The organism is Corynebacterium pseudokroppenstedtii (genome assembly GCF_019754945.1).
GTDB classification, from domain to species: domain Bacteria; phylum Actinomycetota; class Actinomycetes; order Mycobacteriales; family Mycobacteriaceae; genus Corynebacterium; species Corynebacterium pseudokroppenstedtii.
In genome coordinates, this window is the sequence record NZ_JAEUWU010000003.1 from 1 (window position 1) to 22,376 (window position 22,376).

Genomic DNA, 22,376 nt, shown 5'->3' on the forward strand with positions numbered 1-22,376 from the left:
CACCACACACATTTTTTGTATAGGCACACCCGAGGGTCGGGCGGGCACACCTGTATCTAGTAGTCAATCCGGATTTGCTCGACGCGGGGGAGCCCGATACTCGGGCTAAACAATCCCCACGCCAGCGTCCACTACGTTTTCGTTCGCGTCGGCACTATTTTGCTTCTGCCCACGCGGTCAACTTGTCAACGGCATCGTCAATGACGTTCGCCTTTTTACAAAAAGCCCACCGAACCAGGGTCCGATACTGTTCTTCATCGTCAACAAACGCGGTGACTGGAATAGCTGCAACGCCAGCATCCTTCGGAAGAGCAAGACAGAAGTCATCTGCGGTCATGTTCTTCGTCGCCTCGCACGTTGAGATGTCGGTAACCACGAAATATGACCCGTCACTGGGGTACACGGTCATGCCGATGTCCCCACACACCTTCGCCATCTTTTTATAGTTGCTTTCCAACCGCTGGCTGAGTCCTTCGACCCAATCAGCTTCCTCGCGTAACGCGTACGCGACGGCCGGTTGAAAAGGAGTGGCCCCCACAAACGACATATATTGCTTCGCTGTGATCGCCGCATCAACGAGCGGGGCAGGTCCCATGACCCAGCCGGTCTTCCAGCCCGTCGCATTAAAGGACTTCGCCGTCGAGGAGACCGTCACAGTTCGCTCGCGCAAACTTCCCACGGACGCTACAGGTACGTGGCGCGCTCCACTAAACACCAGGTGCTCATAGACTTCGTCGGAAAGCACAAGGCAGTCGTGAGCTTCGGCAACTTCGCTGATTGCCAGTATTTCGTTGGTCGTAAATACGTGCCCTGTCGGATTGTGAGGAGTGTTGACAACAATCATCCTCGTGTTATCCGAGACAGTGCGGCGCAGTGCCTCAACATCTAATGCCCAGCGCGGGGCCCCTGCTCGTCAGTCGTTGGGAGCAGCGGGACCGCTACATGGTGGCCGCCCGCCAACCTCACCGCAGCTGCATAAGCGTCGTAATACGGTTCGATAAGGACCACTTCAGAGCCGGGCTCGACTAACGCCAAAATGGACGCTGCTATACCTTCCGTAGCACCGACGGTCACGGCAACCTCGGTATCCGGATCAAATACTTGACCGTAGCTCTGCTCGCGATTGGCGGATATTGCTTTGCGCAGCTCCGGCACGCCTCGACCTGGGGCGTACTGGTTATTGCCCGACAAAATCTGCTCAGAGGCGATCTCCAGCATCCTTCGTGGGCCGTCGCTGTCCGGAAAACCCTGGCCCAAGTTAATAGCATTGTTCTCTACTGCTAACCGGGTGATGCGCGAAAAGATCGTCTCAGGGATGTCACGGAGGCGCGACACGATCGGTGAAGATAAAAGTGAACCGCTCTGTTCAGTCATGGAGCCATTGTAAACACCATCGCGGATGACACCGCAGACAGGGCTGGTCATGAGTGGCCGGCGGCTCCGGGAAACACGCCGGCTCTGTAAACACAACGGCCGTATGAACTAGCCGGGTATATAAAATAGCCGCATGGCCAACAAACCCACCTCTGGATCTTCATCGTCTTCTGCGTCCCCAACCACTACACCGTCTTCCGCATCGGCCGGCACCTCTGCCGGTACCTCTGGCTCGGCCGGTTCTTCTGCGGGTAACACCTCGGTGGGTCGGCAGGATGATGTGCTTGCGGGGAACCCGATCCTCACTCCGGAACAACAGCTTGACCAGATCGCGAGCTTTATCTCGGTCCACTACAAAGAGGTGTGGGACATTATTTCTTCCCCGGGGGATTTCTCCACCGAGCACGAGCAGCAAGCACCCGGGGAGCAACGCCAGTTGCAAGAGGACGCCGAGCAGGCAGTGGGGCGGCTCAACGACATCGTGACGCATACCTCGCAGCTTGTTCTCGGGGTGGGCCTCGACCACTCCATCCCGGGCGTGGCATTCACGTCGAACGGTCCGGACATACACACCGTCGATGGCAACACCGCAGTCTTCGTCCCCTCCACCCCCACAGGGCGGATAGCAGTATCGCTACATGGTGGCCCGGGGTGGCACGGATCAGGACAGGAACTCGAGATTTTCTGGCGGCCAACCATCGCCGCCGTAGCAGAGCTCTCCGGCACAACAATTGTCGACGTCGACTATCAGCTTCCCCTCATACGACGGCGTCTTTCTGACGATGCGCAAGGGAACGCTGTGTACAGCGATCACGCCGAGGGAACAGAAGGAATCATCCGTGATGCGCTTACGGCAGTCGACGCGGCAGAGGAGGTGCTCAGCAATATCCCGAGCGATACACACGAATCAGACAGCACCACCTCTACGCACGACGAGGCCCGAGGCTACGACATAGTGGCCTTCGGTAGCGGTACATCGGCTGGGCTGGAGCTCGCAGCCAAGTGGAACAGCGAGCGCATTGTTCTGCAGCATCCTCGGCTATTCCAGACCAACCCAGAGAACGAAACATGGCGGAACCACGATTTCAGCCAGACCCAAATTCTTGTTCAGAAAGCCACGTGTGACACCATCGCCGTCGATCCAGAAGCGATTGCTCATAACCTTGAAGAGCTAGGAGCAAGCACAACAGTGACCGAGCACCTTGGCTACCACGTGTTGGCTACTCCGGCGGTACAAAGAGAGTGCGCCCAGGAAGCCGCCAACTTCCTCCAGAACGGGTCTGTTCGCTAAGGATCGTTTCACTGAGGTTTGGCACCAAGGGGTTGTCGCCCACGCCGTCAGCTAAAGCGGCAGGAGGTTCCGTTTCGCGCCCATCACGTCGTCAATGCGATCAAGATTGTCGGCCAGCATTTTCCACTGTTGGGGTGCAATAGCAGCCTCGGCATCGCGCACAACGTTCTGGTTCTTCGTCGCCCACCCAATCGGCATGGGATTAATCTCATCCCACCGATCCTTATGCTGGACCGACCGCGTCGCCGTGACAGCTACCGACGGAATACGTTCGCCGACCTCACGAACCGTACCCGGAACTCGTGCCACCGTTCGCGCAGACAGCGCCCACCGTGGCTCATCATCCGCATTCACTGACGTATTCACCAACGCCATGATCTCAACGTCGTGAGGATTCACGCGAGCAACCATCGCCGGCGCCAGCTCATATCGGTCATACAACGACTGTCCCGAACCCACCATGCGGGGAATGACCTGGACCATCACCAGGCTAAACAGCCCGAAAAGCCCCAGAACTATAGCGAACAACACGAAGGCGCCGTCGTGGCCCGCAAAGATAAAAATGAGGACAGCTGCAACAACGAGGATCCCGCCGAGGACGCCGGCACTCACCTGGAGCCGGCGGGAATCTCGCACAAACTCATTATGTTGGCGGTTAAAAGCCTCGTCCACGGTGAACTGAAAAGTGCTCATGGTGTTAGTCATCCTCAAGGTCCGGTAAATCCGCCGAGTTCACAATCCGGTACGCATACCCCTGCTCAGCCAAGAAACGCTGACGATGGGCCGCATACTCGGCGTCGATCGTATCGCGCGACACCACTGTGTAGAAATGCGCACTCCCGCCGTCTCGCTTGGGGCGCATCAGCCGGCCCAGACGCTGCGCTTCTTCCTGCCGCGAACCGAACGTCCCGGACACCTGAATAGCCAACGACGCTTCAGGTAAATCAATAGAGAAGTTCGCTACTTTACTGACGACGAGCGTCGAAATCTCTCCGGAGCGGAACTGTTCGAAAAGCTCCTCGCGCTTCTTATTCCGCGTCTTGCCGTCGATGAGGGGAGCGTCGAGCTTCTCGCTCAGCTCCTCCAACTGATCGATGTACGCGCCAATGATCAACGTCGGTTCGTTGGGGTGCTGGGCCATGATCTTCCGCACCACGCGGATCTTTGTTCCCGAGCACGCTGACAACCGGTACTTGTCCGACTTTTCCGCGGTGGCGTACACCATGCGCTCGGACTCGGTCATCATGGACCGCACCTCAACGCATTCCGCCGGCGCAATCCAGCCCTGAGCCTCGATATCCTTCCACGGTGCGTCATAGCGCTTGGGCCCAATCAAGCTGAACACATCGCCCTCATGGCCATCCTCACGCACCAGCGTCGCCGTCAAACCCAAACGACGACGAGACTGCAGATCAGAGGTCAAGCGAAACACTGGGGCAGGCAACAGGTGCACCTCGTCATAAATAATGAGGCCCCAATCGCGCGAATCAAAGAGCTCCAGCGCCCGATACTCGCCGCGGGTCTTTCGGGTGACAACCTGGTACGTGGCGATCGTCACCGGGCGAATTTCCTTCTTTTCGCCGGAGTACTCGCCGATCTCGTCTTCAGTGAGGGTGGTGCGCCGGATCAACTCGTCCCGCCACTGACGCCCCGACACCGTATTCGTCACCAGGATCAGCGTTGTTGTCTTGGACTTCGCCATGGCAGCTGCGCCGACCATCGTTTTACCTGCTCCACATGGCAAAACGACGACGCCGGAGCCACCATCCCAAAACGAATCCGCCGCGAGTTTTTGATAATCACGAAGCTGCCAGTTCACGTTCTCCGTCGACAAGGAAATAGCGTGAGCCTCACCATCGACATAGCCCGCCTGGTCATCGGCAGGCCACCCGACCTTCAACAGCTCCTGCTTCAAGCGCCCGCGCTCGGAGGGGTGGACAGTCCATGCGTCATCCGCAATGGCAGACCCCAACATGGGCTTGATCTTCTTATGGCGAATCACCTCCGCCAGCACGGCCTTATCCGTCGCGTGCAGAACCAACCCGTGAATCGGATCTTTGTGCAACGTCAGGCGGCCATAGCGGCCCATCGTGTCGGCAATGTCCACCAACAGCGGCTGCGGAACAGGGAAGCGAGAATAATTCTCCAGCACGTCGACAACCTGTTCAGCATCGTGCCCGGCAGCGCGCGCATTCCACAACGCCAGCGGCGTAATCCGGTACGTGTGGATGTGCTCAGGTGCTCGCTCAAGCTCAGCAAACGGGGCCAAAGCAGCACGGGCCTCCTCGGCCTTCGGATGATCAATTTCAAGCAGAACTGTCTTATCTGATTGAACAATAAGAGGCCCATCGAAGGCGTTAGTGCCCTGCGCCATACAAACCCTTTCCTTTCGTGCTCAGCGGTCCATGAGCCGCGTTCACCGGCCCATCACTGCGATTAGCGCTCCATGCCTGTGCTCAGCGGTCCATGAGCGTAATGCTTGTGACATGGTGGAACGCAATACGTCGAACTTCCGACGAATGAACGTCGAATCCATCGAAATAGCCCGATGTCACGGTCAACGGCTCCATGCGGTATCGCTTGGTTGCGCCATTCTTCTCAACGTACGTCACAATGACCTGCATTCCCGACCGCGCATAATGAGAAAGCTGCGGAACCCAATCCTGCGGGTGAGTGAGAACTCGGCCCTCAACGTCATCGGCATCCTCCCGACGAACCGCGGCAATCGCACCAGCAATGCCGCCCTCAGGAGTGGGCGTCACGTTCACCGAATACCGAGTCAGCGTCTCGGACTCATCCGCTGGTGAGAGATCAAAGCGGCTATCAAACCGGGCAACCGAATCCGACTGTACCGCCATGCCACCAGCGTCTTCCTGGACAACCTGGAACCCTTCGGCAGCCACATCCCTCAACGCCGTCGCCAGCGGTACAGAGCCCACCAACACCGTCGGCACGATTTTTCGTAAACCTGCCGACGACGCTGCAGGAGAAGCCAGAACATCCTCGACGACCTGCGGGTCATCAATGCGCAAATAACACGAGGCCTCGCCACCGCGCACCGATCCATAGAAGCGGCCCACGTCGTTAATGAGGAAAGTGAGCCCCTGGGGAACACCATTGAGCACCCGAAGCGACAGAAACGACGAAATATCCTCAGGCGTGAGGCCCGACGCCATCCCGCGGCGGAGACTGTCCTCCGACACTCTGTACAGCGTTGCCAGCCCGGGGCTTTCCACGTCGGCAATACGATCCATCATGCTCGTTGTCGTGTCATCAAGAGGACTAGGAGCAAGAACGGTCATATCGCCTTGAGCAATCAGTGTCGACGACGGTGCAGGAAACGAGGCCTGGCAGTGCCGGATCAAAGCGACGACATACGCGTCGTAGAGCGACAAATCTGCCGTCGACGAACCTGTTGTGTTTGACTGAGAGCTACCGATGTCCTCTTTGCTCTCCACCGAATCGCTCCCCACCGACGTTGGCTGGGACGTCGGCTGAGAAGCGTAGGTGCGCGACAGGCGTAGCACGTAATCGGCCATCGGCGTGGAATGTGTCTCGCGATTTGGGGGAATGTCGCGGAACAGGGGGAGGAGAATGTCCGTAACCCCAGTGGTTGCCCTCCCGGAGATAAGCCCGAACGCCTCCGCATTCGCAACCATACTTGGGACAGCCTGCGGATCCATGTACACCACATGCTGCGGATACATGTACCCGTACGCCGAGTACACATCCTCCGTTTTCCCGGTTGCGGAAGGATCAAAACCACGCGCCGCGGACAAGAGGTGCCGACGCAAAACGAGAGCACCCGGCGACACCGTCTCCTCGTCGAAGACATTGATATTCTTGCCGTCTTCATCCTTGCCGACGACCCACGTCTGTGCCAGAGACCCAAACCATCCCATCGCCAGCAGCGCCCACTGCGTGCCGGCATCGGCGTGGATCCACTCTTCGGCCAGACGCGTCGGGCCCCACCACCCGTAATCCGCCTCATCGTAGAGAGCTTCCGGATCGCCCCAGTCGAGAAAGCCGAGGTCACGGGCCAGCTCAAGGAGGGTAATGAGCCTCATGCGGGTAAGCCCGATATCCGACAATTCTTTTTCCGCTCGCCGCAGTTCGCGGACGCCGATTTCCGAATTGCGCAGCGCCTTAAACGGTGTGCGTGCGGCGAACCGCAAGAGCTCCCGCATATGGAACAAGGTCAGGGACACTTCTGCAGCGGCTGCCGACGATAACTGCGCGCGTGCCGGGGAGACGGTTCCGATAATGTCATCGGGCGTCTCCTTCATCGGAATGGGCGACGGCGGGAAATGAAAGCCTTCCGGCGGGCGGAGGGACGTCGGCACGAAATTGTCGTGTCGTCCTGCGAGGTAGTTATGGACGCGGAGGGGAAGCCGGACATAGACGTCGGCAGGTGGATGCGGTGCGGATCCGCTCGCGTCGGAACGCTGAGTGCCGCTTGGTGTGCGGCCTTTGTGTGCCGACGAGGGACGCCCAGCCGATTGAACGGTGTCGTACACCTCCAGCAAACCTAGTGAAATGAGGTGAGGAACGGGGGCAGAAGGATCCGAGTTTTTTGCGGGGGAATGGACTCCTCGGCCACCTGCGTCGTGGAGACGCTGTAGCACACGACGTTCTTGGGGAGTTACCGTGTCCAGTAAAGCTGTCCAGTCCTCACCTGTCGGCAAGGGGGGTTCGATGAACGCAATTTGCGAGGTCAGCGACCGTACCGCGTCGGGTACCACCCGGAACTGGGAGTTCACTGTGGCGTGATCCGCGGTATCGGGGAAGGGGAGGCCCCAGACAAGCCCATGCTCTGACAAGTATTCCAAGGCGGAGAGAACATGATGTTTCGTCGGCATGGATGATTCATCGACACCGACCTGGGCCAATGACTTCGTGAGGCGGTCGTAGAGATCCGACACAGTGAGTGGGCCGCTGTTCCGGCCGTGATCCGTCAGATTGGCCATGGCCTCGAGGCAGGCCGACGACAGCATATCGAGTGCTTCCACAGTTTGCGTGACCGTAAAAGGGCTGGTCAGCCGCGCAGCTAGTTGGCTACTGCCGGCGGGCATCGGGAAGAGATTCTCCAGGCGCTCGCGAAGAATCAGCGAGAGTTGATCGTCGCTAATCTGTGAGAGCCACTCAGATAAGCGATCGGGAACGGAACCGGGAGAAGACATAAACCCCCATTCTAACCGGGGGCAATCGTTCTTAGTAGGGTGACTAATACGTACTGATCTGAAAAGATGGAGCCATGGCGAAAGATAAAGAACAATATGTTGATCCAGGTTGGCCTCAGCATTTAGAGGAGGGCGAGCACCCCGTGACAGAGGTGGTCTCCCACGTGCCGGGCGCGACGAGCCCCTACGGTGAGGACACGAAGTTCCCTGTCGATTCCAGCGAGCTTAATTACGTTCACCCGTACACCCCTGTGAACAGGCCTTTTAAGCGCTAATTGCTGCCTAGCTGCGCGGTCGAGTGCTCGAGCGTGCCTCAACTGCGCACTGGTTGCTTGCCAACGTGTCTTAAGGTCCAGCGTGCCTAATGCCGGGCTCCCATAGCCTGGCCACATAGAACGAACCCCTCGGGAGATGCCCATCAATGATGGTGTATCCCGAGGGGTGCTCGTTATAAAACGCGTTATTTATGCAGCGCTGCGTGACGAGTGGAAGTTCTTCTCCACGGCGTCGTAAATCTTCGTAGCCTGGGCGGTGGCCTCGGCGTAACCGTTCACAGCTGCGCCAATGGCTTGATTGTAAGCACCAACGAGCTCGTCGTGATGAGCGTGGTAGTAATCCGTGATCACGGCGGGCATCGGAATGCCAGCTTTGTTGAAGGCAGCCTGGATGGTGTCGAAGATCTGGTCCAAGCTAGCGATGCTCTGCGTCGCGGCCAAGTCCGTCACGGCCTTCTGCGGAGTCGGAGCCTCTTCGGCTACGTCGGCAGGAGCCTGAGCTGCGGGTGCAGCGTTCTGGGCAGGTGCAGCCTCCTCAACAGGAGCGGCTGCGGGTTGAACGGCAGCCTGAGCACCATTAGCGTAGGCGTTATCGCGCTGAGAAGGGGCACTGCTCAACCCGAGCTGCGCGGAGCAAGCCGGCCAAGCGTTCCAGCCCTGCTCAGCGAGTACGCGCTCGCCGACCGTGATCTGCTGTTCACGGGTTGCCTGGTTAGCGGTAGCAGCGTATTCGGTTCCGCCGTATGCAGACCAGGTGGACGGTGCGAACTGCAGGCCACCCTGGAAGCCGTTGCCAGTGTTGATGCCCCAGTTGCCACCAGATTCGCACTGAGCTAAACGATCCCAATCGGAATCTGGCGCTGCCGACGCTGACGGAGCGACAGCAATGCCGCTAGCCGTGATGGCCAAGCCTGACAGGGCAACCTTGGCGCCGGTAGAAATACGGTTGGTGTTCTTGGAGTGCTGTCCCATAAAGGGGTATAACCTCTCTGTGCGATAATCGGCGTCCTTGGCGGACCGCTTCTTGACGTACTGGACGGCCACGCTACATGAAGGTTACGAAAAGGTCACATTCCGGTAGCGACTTGGGGTCGGTCCCGAGCGAGTAACATGGGTAACAGTGCAGCGTAAAGCTATATTTTGACCGAATTATTGACGAAAAGTGCCGTTAAAATGTGATTAAGAACACTATTATTTGTGCGTGCGGCAGGTAGTACTGCGCGTTTATTAACGAGTAAAAACGTAAAACCTACATACGAAACATCGGGATGGGCTAAAAGTTGTGGATCGTTTAGAATAACGAGTTTCGCCCATCACTCTGGGATAGTCGCAAGCTCACCGCTCGATACACGGTTAACCCGACACAGGGTTGCAGAGTCAGATGTAGACATACCCAGCTTATGAAATACAGAGAAAGGAAAACCCTCATGCCAATCGGAAGAGTCAAATGGTTTGATCCCGATAAGGGATTTGGGTTCGTCACCAACCCGGGCGATGACGACGTCTTCGTCGGCACCCAAGTATTGCCCGACGGTGTGGAAGAACTACACCAAGGGCAGAAAATAGAGTATGAGTTCGCTGCAGGCCGGAAAGGTCCGCAGGTGCTCAGGATTACGGATATTCAGGAGACCGGTCGGCCTCGGCGTCGCCCTTCCCATAAGTACAAGCCAGATCAGCTGCAAAGCATGATTCAGGACTTGATGACGCTGTTAGAAGGACATGTTCAGCCGAGCCTCCAAACGGGCCGCTACCCAGGGCGGAAAGAAAGCCGTCAGGTGGCCGAGGTCCTCCGCGCCGTGGCCCGGGAACTTGATGCTTAATAAGTTCGATGCCTGGGGCGTAGCGCAGCCATAGCGCGGGTCGTGCGCCGTGCTATTTCTCCAAGCGGTCACTTATCCAGGCGCTACTCCGGGGAAATAGCCCACACCATGGTGTAGGCATCCTCGTCATCAGACGAATCAGAACCGTGAGATTTATCGCCCAAAAGAACGGCATGAACCTCAGCGACTTTCAGTCGGGAACCATCTTTACTTCCGTCGATGGTGACCGACTTTTTGTCTTTCGCCTTGTACACGGATTCGTCATTCTTCGCGTTGTCCTCATAGATCGTCAGCAACGACCATTGAGTATCGGACACCGTCGAGGGGACGTCGATAGTGGCCTTCCCATCCTTGGGAAGAGAAATCTTTGTCATCGACTTTTCCGCGCAGTCCGTCGAACCCAGGGCACACGCCTGATATGGATCCGCCGTGACGCTCTTCCCCTTGGAATCAGTGATCGACAACGTGACCGTGGTGGGGTCCACCGAGTTGCGTCGTTGCTCCCAATAGGTGAACGCAATTCCGCCGACAATCGCGACGAGCACGATGACAGCCATCACAGATCCCACAATGATCATGGTGCGTCGTTCCCGACGTCGCTCTGCCTTTGTCTTTCGACGGCCGCGACGACGCGGGGCCTGGGGTGATGGTTCTGAGCTGGAGGACGAACCCGGATCGGTCATGGCGTCCACAATAGCGAGGCCCTATTGACGTCGTAAATGCGGGACCTTGACAGCGAGGAAAAGGGTACGCAAGTAGCCGACGCCGATGATGATGGATAGCGCGATGAACCCTGTGCCAAGTTGCGGCGGAAGGACAATTCCCATCGTGCCGCCGAACACCCACGCGAGTTGCCCGAACGTTTCGCTGCGGCCAAATGCGCTGGATCGCGCTTCTTCGGGGAGGCCTTCCTGGATGGTGGCGTCAAGGCTTACTTTGCACAGTGAACTAGAGAGCGACAACGCGAAGGTCGCGACTGCGGTCCAGATCAGCCCAGGCCAGACGGCTGCGCAGATCACTCCCGCCCACGCGATACCTGCAATCGTGAGCACAGTCACTCGCGGGGCACCGAGAGGGATCCGCGCTCCCAGCAAATTCCCCGAGAACGTGCCGACGCTTCCTGCAGCGCCCGCGACGGCCAGCATTGCTAGCTGCTCCCACGCGCTCAGGCCGTGGGTCGATTTAGCTGCAAAAGCGACGAAAATCGTGAGGAATCCGGTGCCCGACCGGCTGGTCATGACGGACCACAAACACGTCTTTGCATCGTGAGGGAAAGGAACGATGTGAAGCTGCTGGGCTGCACGAGTGACGCGCTGGCGGACGGCTCGCCGACGTGGGGAAGTCTGCGGCGGCAATTGTTGTGTTGGGGCAGCCTCGGTGGCAGTAGTCGCGTCGGCCGTCGGACCGTCGTCAAGAGAAGAGTCCTCGGTGAGAGGTGATTCCGGCACGGACAGCGGGGACGTGGTAGCCCATTCGTCGGGAGATGACTCTGCTTTCCGCGGAATGAGAACGCAGGAATACAACCCCATCAGTGCAATGACAATAATGACCCACAACGCTTCGCGAGGCGTGAACAGGAACGACACACCAGCAGCGATGGCTCCGACTCCACCCGAACCCACAATGTGCCCCAAGATCGTGAGCCGCGCATTCGTGCGAACCAGATCAATATCCGGCGGCATGAGCCGTGGAGTGACCGACGACTTCAGCACACCGAACGATTTACTCATCACCATCATGCCCAGCGCAGCGGGGTAGAGGACCCACGAGTGGAAATTCGTGAGCAGCCACACCGTCAATACGATGCGCGCAGCGAACGTCAGCGATAACGCAAAACGACGCCCGGTATACACGCGGTCTAACGCAGGGCCAATCAGCGGAGCAATGACCGCGAAGGGGGCGATAGTCACAAGCAAATACAGAGCGACGCCTTCGCGCGATTCACCCGTCGTCGCGGAGAAAAACAGTGTGCCTGCCAGAGCAACCGCGAGCGCTGCATCGACACCTGAATTGCAGATGGTCGTGTACGTCAGCGACGACAGTCCCGACGCTTTCGCACCGTCGGCCTCGATCCAGCTGCCGACTAGGCGGCCAGGGGCTGACAACACACGGCGAACACGAGACGGCCGTGGCGTTGTGTCATCGGCCGGTGATTCGTGTAGCTCGCCAGTGGTGGGCGGCTCTCCATGGTTGTTCACGAACCCATTCTTGCACCATCGCCGGGTGAGCATGCATTCACGCTAGCTACCCAGGCCGTCGACACGAACCCGATACATGTACGGCCACAATTTGCCAGTCAGATAGAGAACGGCAGGATCCTCCGGATCGCTGGCCACGCCATTCAACACATTCTCACCTGTAGCTTCCCGCGCCGGGGTCAATTCTGACGCGTCGATCACGCTGGTCACACGGCCACTCGCGGGGTCGATGACGATGAGCTCATCGCTGTGCCAGACATTGGCCACGATTCGGTCGTGGGCGCAATCTAATTCATTGATATTGCCGACGGGGCGACCGTCCAGTGTCACCGATAGCGAGGAGTGCTCTTGGAACGTGTCGGGGTCGCGCCGGGTCAGCCGACTGCTCCCATCGCTCATGACGAGGTTATGTCCGTCGTAACAGAGTCCCCACCCCTCGCCCTCGTAGTGGGCAGAGTCTGTTTCCACCAAGGACTGGCGGTCGCGTCGGATAGCGTGGCCCGATTTCCACGTTAATTGCCACACCGAGGTCGGCGTTGCCGCGATTCCTTCGCCGAAATACTTGCGGAGTAGGTGCTGAACATGGGCGCGGTGGCCATCGTCGTCAAGAAAATAAACCTCTGAACTGCCGTAACGGCCAGTGCTGACCAGGCTCTGCCCCTGTGGAAGGCGGTCTAATCCTTCAGTAAACGCATCTTGGGGCCAGGGGAGCGTGTCAAGAACTGTGATCGACCGGGTTGGAACCGCCCCACGAGTGGCCAACGATGACCTGTATGGTGCGTCCGAGGCCCCGTCGGAACTCGGGCCAGGCCCGTTGCCAGAAGCCGTTGACGTGTGGGAGCGTTCCGACCATGACGCGACAATGATCAGTCCGCACACCGCAATGAGGATGATGCCGACGAGCACCGTGATGAAGGTTAATCTAAACCGTCTTGAACCCATTGTGCTCCACGGCGGACAGCCTCCCGCTGCCACATATAAACCCCGTAACCTAAAACACCCGTGACGGCACCGATAATGCTTGTCCACACCAACTGGTCAGTCCACCCACGAGTGAGCCCAAAACACACCGCACCCAGCACCCATACGATGATTCCCACGATGAGAGCGGGCCGCGGATCTTCGAGGGCACGGGGCAGGCGGGGAAGGGTGACGTCCTGCAGCGGTTTGGAGTGGAATTGGAATTTAGGGCTCACACGTGCCAACTTACCCTTGTGGGGTTTTCCTCCCCACCCGTCCCAAATCTCACCCGTACCAAGCCCTCCTGGGTGCGGCTTCACTTATGTGCAGGAGTTCCGATGTCCAACAATGCTTCCTCCACGGACACGGCGACGGCACCGTCGTCAAAGAAGAAAAGACGATCCGCGCTGGACAACTATTTCCACATTTCTGACCGAGGATCCACCTTGAGCACGGAAGTTCGTGCCGGTGTTGTGACCTTTTTCGCGATGGCGTACATCGTGCTTCTGAACCCGCTCATCCTGGGGAGCGTCCCCGATCACACCGGGACGGAGCTGGGTATTCCCCGAGTCGCGGCCGTCACCGCCCTCGCCGCCGGTGTGATGACCATCGTATTCGGCCTGATCGCCCGGTACCCCTTCGGCATCGCGACGGGCCTGGGAATTAACACGCTGGTGGCGGTCACCCTGGTGTCGTCCGAAGGACTCACATGGCCACAAGCAATGGGGCTTATTGTTATCGACGGCATCATCATCGTGATACTGGCCGTCACCGGGTTCCGTGTCGCGGTTTTCAACGCCATCCCTGCACCGATGAAGACAGCAATGACTGTCGGCATCGGTCTTTTTATTGCCATCATCGGGTTTGTCGACGGTGGTTTCGTCCGTCGTATTCCCGATTCCGCCCACACCACCGTTCCTGTTGAACTCGGCATCGGCGGGTCCATCGCTTCATGGCCGACGGCCGTTTTCCTGGTGGGCTTGTTGATTTGCGGTGTGCTGGTGGCCCGCAACGTCCGCGGCGGGCTCTTCATCGGCATCGTGGCGAACACGATTATCGCGATGATCGTCGAGGCACTCACTCACTCTGGTGCGTCGGTGAAGAATGGTCAGCCCAACCCGAAGGGCTGGAACTTGGCGGTCCCCGGTATTCCCGATTCGTGGGCGGGTGCCCCGGACCTGTCGTTGGTGGGCAAGGTGGACCTCGTTGGCGCGTTTACTGAAGTGGGCGTGCTAACGGCCACCCTTTTGGTGTTCACCCTTGTGCTGGCCAACTTCTTTGATGCCATGGGGACGATGACTGGTTTAGGCAAGCAAGCCGGTTTGGTCGATGAGACCGGTGTCTTGCCGGACATGAAGCAGGCGCTGGTGGTGGAGGGAACCGGCGCGATTGTCGGCGGTGCGGTGTCCTCGTCGTCGAACACGGTATTCGTGGATTCTGCTGCAGGTATTGCCGACGGTGCTCGCACAGGCATGGCGAATGTCGTGACTGGTGTTTTATTCCTCGTTGCTATGTTCCTGACCCCGCTGTACGAGGTTGTTCCCACGGAGGCGGCTGCTCCGGTGCTGGTTATCGTGGGCGCGTTGATGGTGGGGCAAATTCGCGAGATTGATTTTTCACAATTCACGACGGCCCTGCCGGCGTTTTTAACGATCGTGGTTATGCCCTTTACGTATTCCATTGCTAACGGTATTGGGATAGGTTTTATTACTTACGCCGTGATGGAAACCGCAGCCGGGCGGGCAAGGAAAGTACACCCGCTGATGTGGATTGTGGCGATCCTGTTCGTCGTGTACTTCGGCATCGACCCCATTCGGGACGCTGTGAGTTAGATGAATAACGCGTCAATGAGTGGCTGTGACTCAGCGGAGGTAGCAATGAACGAGTGTGATGTCGTCTATATCGACGCCCCATCAGATCCGAGGCTCGACGATTTCCGAAACCTCAACCACTCAGATAAGCGCCCCGATATGCCTGGTGGGAAGGGGCTAGTGATCGCGGAGGGCCTTCTGGTCATTCCCCGCTTGATCCGCTCGCGTTTCCCCGTGCGGGCCATTATGGGGACCGAAGCAAAGCTTCATTCTCTTCTTGCCGACGCTACCCTCGCGGCGACTATCGCGAAGGCCGCCATCCCCGTGTGGTGCGTATCCCGCGAGGTCATGGCCGAGGTCGTCGGCTTTGACATGCACCGCGGTTTGTTGGCGTCGGCGAACCGCGTGGACGTGCCGTCGATCAGTGATGTTCTTGATGAGCTGGATGCTCGACGGGACCACCCGGACCAGCCACCTGTGAGCGGAACGATCGCCGTGCTGGAAGGCGTGGGCGACCATGAGAATATCGGCGCCTTGTTCCGCAATGCTGCGGGGCTGGGTGTGGATGCCGTGTTCTTTGGTGCCGGTTGCGCGGATCCGCTGTACCGGCGTGTTGTGCGCGTATCAATGGGGCATGTGCTGCGTGTTCCGTTCGCTTATTTCGATGGCAACCGTTCGACGTGGCAGCGTGGATTGTCGGAACTGCAACAGCGCGGGTACCGATGTGTGGCATTGACGCCGTCTGACGATGCGGTCATGTTGCCTGAGGCCCTGGATGGCGCGCAGCGGGCGGCGTTAATGGTGGGGGCCGAAGGTCCGGGGCTAACCGAACACGCTATGCGGGCTAGCGATGTGAGGGCTCGCATCCCGATGGCACCGGGGACGGACTCGTTGAATGTGGCGACGGCAGCGGCGATGGGGTTTTATGAGCGTGCCCGGACATCGATAGTGGGGCGGTAGCCACATCCGGCGGGACCGTGGCGGTAGCCACACCAGCGACGACGGACTTAGTCGCGCGGTTCCCGACGCCCAGTCTTCCGCGCCCGTGCACGAACGCGATCACCCACAGCGTGAGGAAGTGATGCTAACGCTCGCCCTCCCCGGAGAGCCGCGCGACCAGCCCGAGCAGCACCGCGTTTCATGAACGCGGAGACATCAGAGCGGTCAATGTCGGCCCATTCACGTACGGAAAACGGCGGGACGTGGGCGTAGTCGTCATAATCAGAATCGTGATCGGCCGGGAGGTCGTCACCAATCCATTTCTCGTCATCCGCCGATCGTGCGTGCGCATTGTCAGGGGACGCTGTGCCGTCGGCCGCGTTAGCGTGTCGTCGGAAAGCAGAGTGTCCCCGTCGGGAAGAAGACCCCGAAGCACGATCAAGGGGCAGGCGGGACGCGGGGCGACCGTCGATGGCGAAAGCCGCGACGGGAACGTCCATGGAGGTTGACGTCAGGGACAGGCCCAGCCAGGAATGCAGTGCCTCCATGGCCAACTCTGCGGGGAGGAAGGGCAGCTCGATCCCCCGGTGAGCGCCATGCGAGCGTTCCCCCGCCCAAAATGGCGTTTCGAAAGGCTCCGGCAGCCCGGTGTCCTCGAAAATCGAGACCCGATTAGAACAGAACGACCGCTCCAGTTTGCCCTCGTGCCAGTGCGCGAACCCGCCCAGCTGGCTGTGATCGTCGGCGGCGAAAGCATAGATATCGGAGGCCGGGATCGACTCAATCAATTTCATGGGCAACGCGGACAAGTGCGACACATCAAACTCGTAGCCAGGGAACGATGCCGGCACGTACTGGATAATGGCCACACCGTCGAACCCGCCGATATAGATTTCACCATGACCGGCCGATGTTGACCGGTTAAGCGGGAAGTCTCCCATGTGGGTGACGGGCCATTGCGGGTTGAGCTGGGCAAGCAGCTTTCGGCCAAAACCGCGATCGGGGGCGGGATCATTGGCGAACACATCCCGCGGGTGAGCAGTGCTGACGCACCAAATGGTGACCGTGGCCGAGGGAAACGGGTATTTCACGATAGGCACGGACCCGTGGGGAGTGAAGCCGTCACTGGAACGTGATCCAGATGAATCCGACGCGTGAGCCATGTCGTCCCTCCGTTACTCACAGATATGCCGTCTCACACAGGGGTGGGCAGTTTCTGTGTGGACAGTGTCCAGCTTAGTCGTGGTCGCGGGTGTGGTTGCCCCGGTTGCGCGGCGGATCCGACCGGTTCGTTCGCACTCCCAACAACACATCCTCCCAGTGAGGAGTCACAGCTTTCCGACGACGACGAGGCCGGGGTTCATTGTCCGGGTGTTGTAAGAATGCGTCTTCATTGTCGGAGGATTCAGCGTGCCCATCGGATGTCTGATCCTGGCCCGAGTCGTTGTGGCCATCGTTTCTGCTGGTTCCACCATCGTGGTGTTGGGGATCGTCACCGGCCGACGATCCTGTGGCCGAGGATTTGTTCGCCCGCCGTGACCGGTGGTCATCGAGTCCGACGATTTCCATGCGTCCTGTGCGACGACGTTGCGTCCGCCGACCACGACCCCCACCTGCTCGAGAGGGGTGGTGGGGCTGCACGTCTGCGTCCGCGCCGGGCTGTTCTTCGCCGCGGGGTGCTTCGTCCTCGGGCGACGAAGGGGTAGCGGAGGTAGCGTCGTCGAGGTCCTCGGCGGTTTCGTCGTAATCGAAGTCGGGGTCGCCGTCGGTGTGCAGGCCGTGGATCTGCCCTGATTCCTGACTGCGATCGTCGGAACCCATTGCCGACGAGAAACGCGAGGATCCTCCCTGGCCCCTGGTGCGAGACCGGGGGCGGCCGGGCGATGGGCGGCCGAAGTCGGGGTCGACAAGTTCCGTGGCGGCTTCATTGCGTGCCACGGTCGTGGCGGAGAGCCCGTCGGAGTGGTAACTCCATTCCGCGGTGACGTCGGACATGCCAGATGTCCAGGTCAGAGTGATGATCCACAGTCGGGCGTCGTTGCGGTACGCGTCCCACGTGGCTTCCGAGAGGTCCATTCCGCGCGCCGTGAATGCGGTGGCGAGGACGTCGTCGAGAGTCAGTGTGGACGGGCCGTCTTGCCGAACGGGGTGCGATTGGCGGGCGACGGTGGTCATGCGCTCGCGCTCGGCGAGGATGGGGTGCGCGAAGGGCTCGATTTTGCCTTGCGACATCCCGGAGGAGCGGGCGAGGTCTTCGATGGATTCACCGCCGCGGATGCGCGCCTGGATTTCTCGCGGGGTAAGGACGACGGTCGGTGTCGCCGGAGCCGTCAGTGATTCGATGTGTTCTGTTGTAACAGTGTCAGATCCTGCTGTGTCCGCTGTGGTGTCGCCATCGGCATCTTTGTCATTGTCGACGACGGAACCGTTGTCCGCGGGTGACGAATCGGAGTCGTCGGATTGTGGTGCGGACTCTGCCGAGGTATCGGTGCTGATGGAATCAGCCGAGTCGGTGGAACCGGAGGCGTTGGAGGCGTCGGTGCCCAGCACCTGGCGGAGGGCAGATCTCGTGTCCGCAGTGAGTGGCAGCCTGAAGTGCGCCGGAGCGGTGGTGTCCTCCTGCGAGGAATCCGCCACAGTATCCGTCGAGGAAACCTCAGCTGAATCCGTCGCGGAGGAAGCGTCGGGACTGAGTGGTTCCGAGGCAGCAAAAACCAGGTAGTCGTCGGTGCATTCCTCGGGGACGAGGGAAACTGTCTGCATTACTACCTCCTGGTTACAGAAGCCGGGGTGGAAGTTTCATTCCTTATGCCGGCGTCACCGTCGTTCACTGCCTTTTATTCTCGTTCACCGTTTTACGCTTATGTGAAGGCTTCAGAGAACGAATGGCAATGAATGGCCGTGAATGGCAAGCCATACATGCCCCGACTTTTCTCAGATACCCCTTTACCTTAGCTGGATTAAGCAAATAGCGGTGATATACGCGCTGGATAGTGCGCACATATCTGGCTCGCTACGCCCCGGAGTAACTGCTACTACGCTCACTTCTTGGCTAGTTCATTGTCCAGAATGTAATCAATGGCAGATACTAATTTCTCTACATCCGCGGTATCGATAGCCGGAAATGTGCCAATACGCAGCTGGTTTCTTCCAAGCTTGCGGTAAGGCTCCGTATCCAGCACACCGTTGGCACGCAAGATGGCCGCGATTCGCGCCGCGTCGATGGCGTCGTCGAAATCAACAGTCGTGACGACGAGGGACCGCCCCAGCGGATCAGCGACGAACGGTTGCGTCTCGGAGCGCTTTTCAGCCCAGTCGTAAATGACGCGCGATGAGGCAGACGTGCGCTGGACCATCCCGTCGAGCCCACCGTTGTTATTCATCCACTCCACTTGCTGATCTATCATGAGCAGCGTCGCTACTGCGGGCGTGTTATATGTTTGGTTCTTCCGCGAATTATTCACAGCGGTCTGCAAATCCAGGAACGCGGGAATAAAACGATCCGATTGCGAAATCCGCTCAATCTTTTCCAGCGCTGCTGGACTCATCGCGGCGAACCACAGGCCACCATCGGACGCGAAGCATTTCTGTGGCGAAAAGTAATAAGCATCCGCATTCCGAATATCGACGGGTAAGCCGCCAGCGCCCGAGGTCGCGTCGATAAGAACGAGCGCGTCACCCGATGGCCGCTCGACGGGAACCATCGCCCCAGTTGACGTTTCGTTGTGTGCCCACGCAACAACGTCCGCGTCGACATTGTTAAGTTCCGACGGCGAAGGGGCTGTGCCTGGATCGCTTTCGCGGATAATCGGAGCGTCCAGCCAGGGGGCACGCTCGGATGCGGCCGCGAATTTGCCGGAAAACTCCCCGTATTTCAGATGTGCGGAACGGCGCTCAATGAGGCCGAAGGTCGCAGCGTCCCAAAACGCGGTCGCCCCGCCCAATGAGGCCACGATCTCGTAACCGTCGGGAAGCTGAAAGAGTGACGTCAGGCCTTCTTGAATAGAGGCGACGATGTTTTTGACCCCAGGCTTGCGGTGCGACGTTCCCATAATGGTGGTCGCGCCCTGGTCAATGGCCTTTATTTGCTCGGGGCGAATTTTGGAGGGGCCGCAACCAAAGCGACCGTCGTGGGGGAGGAGTTCCTCAGGGAGGCGGGGTGCGTCGGAGGGAGTTGATGATGCGGTGGGTGTCATGTAGGACTCGTCTATCACTAGGGACTGTGCGTATTTCCCCTATCTCCAGGGAGAGGGCGTTGGTGGGGATCATAGTGACGCGGCCGTGAATAAGCGAATAAAAACCACAAAACTGGTTAAAATGCGTACATTGGCCTCGGTTCGCGTGGCAAGTAACCCTGAAAGAGGGTGGATTTCTGGCCATTGATTGGTAACTGTCGTGCACGTCACAACCTTTGTTAAACTGTGCGGCATACCATTACTCGGGTATGTCTGCTGTCGCCCCCACGTGAGTGAGGTTCTACACTAGATCGTGAAGAGGGCAGGTCTTCAGTATTTGTCTTGTCGTCCACATGATGGATGCCGTGAATCGGTGAACATCGACCAGCAAAGAGAAGACCGCCCTCGAAAGTGTATGAGTGCAGGGAAAACTTAAGCGAGCATCAGCTCCATACGGCATAACCACTGCTTTCGGAGAAAGGGAAAACATGGCTGACAACAATGCTGCAGAGGCCAAGGACAAGGCTGTACTTACCTACCCGGGAGGCAGCTATGAAATGCCGATCGTTAAAGCAACCGATGGGAACGACGGCATTGCCCTAGGAAAGCTGCTCCAGGAAACTGGCTACGTTACCCTCGATCCGGGGTATGTAAATACAGGTTCCACGCTGTCCAATATCACCTATATTGATGGTGCAAATGGGATTCTTCGCTATCGCGGATATCCCATCGAAGAATTGGCTGAAAAAGCAACCTTCAATGAAGTCTCTTACTTATTGATTAACGGTGAGCTTCCCAACCAAGAACAGCTTGACGAATTTAACCGCAATATTCGCCGGCACACGTTGGTTGATGAAGATTTCAAAGATCACTTCTCCATTTTCCCGCGGTCATCACACCCCATGGCCGTTATCGCTTCTGCGTTGAACGTGTTGTCCACCTACTACCAGGATTCGCTCGACCCGCTCGACCCAAATATGCAGAAACTCAACACCTATCGCCTGATGGCGAAGGTTCCCGTGCTGGCTGCTTATTCCCATCGTGCACGTCGAGGCCAGCCGTTCATGTACCCGGATAACGGCCTGAACGCTCGCCAGAACTTCATGCGCATGATGTTCGGCTACCCGACGGAGGACTATGAAGTTGACCCCGTCCTGACGAAGGCTCTGGATCAGCTCCTTATTCTCCACGCGGACCACGAGCAGAACTGCTCCACGTCGACGGTTCGCATGGTGTCCTCCGCGCAGGCCAACATGTTCGTGTCTATCGCCGCCGGCTTCAATGCCCTGTCCGGCCCGCTTCACGGTGGCGCTAACCAGGCAGTTCTGGAAATGCTCCAGGAAATCAAGGACAACGGTGGTGACGCGACCGAGTTCATGAACAAGGTGAAGAACAAGGAAGACGGCGTGAAGCTGATGGGCTTCGGCCACCGCGTCTACAAGAGCTACGATCCGCGCGCTGCAATTGTGAAGAAGACCGCAGACCGCGTGCTCAACCACCTTGGCGTTAACGACGATCTCCTCGAAATCGCCGTGAACCTGGAAGAAATCGCCCTCAAGGACGACTACTTCATCGACCGCAAGCTGTACCCGAACGTCGACTTCTACACTGGCCTCATTTACCGGGCCATGGGCTTCCCGACCAACTTCTTCACCGTTCTGTTCGGGATGGGCCGCCTGCCGGGTTGGATTGCTCAGCACCTCGAGCTCGTGAACGACAAGTCGTCCCGCATCAACCGCCCGCGTCAGGTGTACACGGGATACGATGAGCGCCACGTCATCCCGCGTAAAGAACGCTAAATAACGAGCGCCACACATGATGTTCCGGTGCCACTAGGCACCCCGCCATGAGCCAAGTTCGTCATTACCAGCTACTCTGGTGAGCCGAGCTTGGCTCATTGCTTCGTCAGTTCCCCTATACCAGCGAGTCTGTAACAAAAGGAGAAAATCTCATGAGTAAGCCAACTATCGAGGTCCAATCGGGGCCGGCCCCGCAGGATCTCCTCATTGAAGACATCACGGTAGGGGACGGCCCTGAAGCACAAGCGGGGTCCAACGTTGAGGTCCATTACGTCGGTGTGGACTTCGAAACCGGTGAAGAGTTCGATTCCTCATGGGATCGCGGACAAACCATCACGTTCCCGCTCACCGGCCTGATTGCCGGCTGGCAGGAAGGCATTCCAGGCATGCGCGTCGGGGGACGCCGTAAGCTCACGATTCCGCCGGACATGGCGTATGGGCCTGCCGGCACCGGCCACCCGCTGGGCGGCCGTACCCTCGTATTCGTTATCGATCTCGTGGACGTGAAGTAAGAGGGACTACGCGGCGCCTACGCGACCGTGGTTCTTCGACGC

The 22,376-nt window shown here is 58.7% G+C and carries 18 protein-coding genes and 1 pseudogene; 7 read left to right on the plus strand and 12 right to left on the minus strand.

The window, feature by feature from the left end:
- Window positions 1-154: 154 nt before the first annotated feature.
- Window positions 155-1,374, minus strand: a pseudogene (locus JMN36_RS05225) (aminotransferase class I/II-fold pyridoxal phosphate-dependent enzyme).
- Window positions 1,375-1,507: 133 nt separating this feature from the next.
- Here JMN36_RS05225 and JMN36_RS05230 point away from each other — a divergent pair.
- Window positions 1,508-2,665, plus strand: a complete 1,158-nt coding sequence (locus JMN36_RS05230; RefSeq protein WP_221923985.1) for a hypothetical protein — start codon at window positions 1,508-1,510, stop codon at window positions 2,663-2,665.
- Between the two features lie 51 nt (window positions 2,666-2,716).
- Here JMN36_RS05230 and JMN36_RS05235 read toward each other — a convergent pair whose 3' ends face one another.
- The 3 genes from JMN36_RS05235 to JMN36_RS05245 all read right to left on the minus strand — a co-directional run bounded on the left by JMN36_RS05235 (window position 2,717) and on the right by JMN36_RS05245 (window position 7,845).
- On the minus strand, window positions 2,717-3,358 hold the full coding sequence (locus JMN36_RS05235) for a DUF3239 domain-containing protein (protein WP_204088112.1): 642 nt from the start codon (window positions 3,356-3,358) through the stop codon (window positions 2,717-2,719).
- A 4-nt stretch (window positions 3,359-3,362) separates the two neighbouring features.
- Window positions 3,363-5,039, minus strand: a complete 1,677-nt coding sequence (locus JMN36_RS05240) for a DNA repair helicase XPB (RefSeq protein WP_221923986.1) — start codon at window positions 5,037-5,039, stop codon at window positions 3,363-3,365.
- Between the two features lie 82 nt (window positions 5,040-5,121).
- Window positions 5,122-7,845, minus strand: coding sequence for a helicase-associated domain-containing protein (locus tag JMN36_RS05245; RefSeq protein WP_204088114.1), 2,724 nt, complete (start codon window positions 7,843-7,845; stop codon window positions 5,122-5,124).
- Between the two features lie 74 nt (window positions 7,846-7,919).
- On the opposite strand from JMN36_RS05245, the gene JMN36_RS05250 reads away from it, so the two are divergent.
- Window positions 7,920-8,120 (plus strand): hypothetical protein, encoded by a 201-nt coding sequence (locus JMN36_RS05250; protein WP_041628746.1) that lies wholly within the window; start codon window positions 7,920-7,922, stop codon window positions 8,118-8,120.
- 189 nt (window positions 8,121-8,309) lie between these two features.
- On the opposite strand, the gene JMN36_RS05255 is transcribed toward JMN36_RS05250, so the two are convergent.
- Window positions 8,310-9,092 (minus strand): resuscitation-promoting factor Rpf1 domain-containing protein, encoded by a 783-nt coding sequence (locus JMN36_RS05255; RefSeq protein ID WP_204088115.1) that lies wholly within the window; start codon window positions 9,090-9,092, stop codon window positions 8,310-8,312.
- A gap of 455 nt (window positions 9,093-9,547) precedes the next feature.
- Here JMN36_RS05255 and JMN36_RS05260 point away from each other — a divergent pair, with 455 nt between their 5' ends.
- Window positions 9,548-9,940 (plus strand): cold-shock protein, encoded by a 393-nt coding sequence (locus tag JMN36_RS05260; protein ID WP_204088116.1) that lies wholly within the window; start codon window positions 9,548-9,550, stop codon window positions 9,938-9,940.
- 83 nt (window positions 9,941-10,023) lie between these two features.
- Here the strand turns inward: JMN36_RS05260 and JMN36_RS05265 are convergent, their stop codons facing one another.
- From JMN36_RS05265 to JMN36_RS05280, 4 genes are read right to left on the minus strand one after another with little or no spacing between them, the layout of a single operon-like run.
- A complete protein-coding gene (locus JMN36_RS05265) occupies window positions 10,024-10,623 on the minus strand; it encodes a DUF2771 family protein (RefSeq protein ID WP_204088117.1) in 600 nt (199 codons plus the stop codon).
- Window positions 10,624-10,644: 21 nt separating this feature from the next.
- A complete protein-coding gene (locus tag JMN36_RS05270) occupies window positions 10,645-12,138 on the minus strand; it encodes an MFS transporter (protein ID WP_236881606.1) in 1,494 nt (497 codons plus the stop codon).
- Window positions 12,139-12,180: 42 nt separating this feature from the next.
- Window positions 12,181-13,080: a glutaminyl-peptide cyclotransferase gene (locus tag JMN36_RS05275; RefSeq protein WP_204088119.1), complete on the minus strand. Its 900-nt coding sequence runs from the start codon at window positions 13,078-13,080 to the stop codon at window positions 12,181-12,183.
- On the minus strand, window positions 13,056-13,334 hold the full coding sequence (locus JMN36_RS05280) for a DUF2530 domain-containing protein (protein WP_204088120.1): 279 nt from the start codon (window positions 13,332-13,334) through the stop codon (window positions 13,056-13,058). The genes JMN36_RS05275 and JMN36_RS05280 overlap by 25 nt, the downstream gene beginning before the upstream one ends.
- A gap of 102 nt (window positions 13,335-13,436) precedes the next feature.
- Between JMN36_RS05280 and JMN36_RS05285 the strand changes: the two genes are divergently transcribed.
- Together JMN36_RS05285 and JMN36_RS05290 are read left to right on the plus strand one after the other, a co-directional pair.
- The gene (locus JMN36_RS05285) at window positions 13,437-14,930 is read left to right on the plus strand and encodes an NCS2 family permease (protein ID WP_204088121.1); all 1,494 of its coding nucleotides are present in this window, start codon (window positions 13,437-13,439) and stop codon (window positions 14,928-14,930) included.
- A gap of 45 nt (window positions 14,931-14,975) precedes the next feature.
- Window positions 14,976-15,869, plus strand: coding sequence for a TrmH family RNA methyltransferase (locus JMN36_RS05290; RefSeq protein ID WP_204088122.1), 894 nt, complete (start codon window positions 14,976-14,978; stop codon window positions 15,867-15,869).
- Between the two features lie 47 nt (window positions 15,870-15,916).
- Here JMN36_RS05290 and JMN36_RS05295 read toward each other — a convergent pair whose 3' ends face one another.
- From JMN36_RS05295 to serC, 3 genes are all read right to left on the minus strand, one after another.
- Complete coding sequence (locus tag JMN36_RS05295; protein WP_236881607.1) at window positions 15,917-17,011, minus strand: DUF6928 family protein; 1,095 nt, start codon at window positions 17,009-17,011, stop codon at window positions 15,917-15,919.
- Window positions 17,012-17,084: 73 nt separating this feature from the next.
- Window positions 17,085-18,611, minus strand: a complete 1,527-nt coding sequence (sepH, locus tag JMN36_RS05300) for a septation protein SepH (protein WP_204088123.1) — start codon at window positions 18,609-18,611, stop codon at window positions 17,085-17,087.
- Window positions 18,612-18,889: 278 nt separating this feature from the next.
- Window positions 18,890-20,044 carry a phosphoserine transaminase gene (gene serC, locus JMN36_RS05305; protein WP_204088124.1) on the minus strand — a complete coding sequence of 385 codons (1,155 nt, stop codon included), beginning with the start codon at window positions 20,042-20,044 and terminating at the stop codon, window positions 18,890-18,892.
- A 467-nt stretch (window positions 20,045-20,511) separates the two neighbouring features.
- Between serC and JMN36_RS05310 the strand changes: the two genes are divergently transcribed.
- Together JMN36_RS05310 and JMN36_RS05315 are read left to right on the plus strand one after the other, a co-directional pair.
- Entirely contained in the window at window positions 20,512-21,822 is a 1,311-nt protein-coding gene (locus tag JMN36_RS05310; protein ID WP_012731109.1) for a citrate synthase, read from the plus strand.
- Between the two features lie 152 nt (window positions 21,823-21,974).
- A complete protein-coding gene (locus JMN36_RS05315) occupies window positions 21,975-22,334 on the plus strand; it encodes an FKBP-type peptidyl-prolyl cis-trans isomerase (protein ID WP_012731110.1) in 360 nt (119 codons plus the stop codon).
- Window positions 22,335-22,376: the final 42 nt, after the last annotated feature.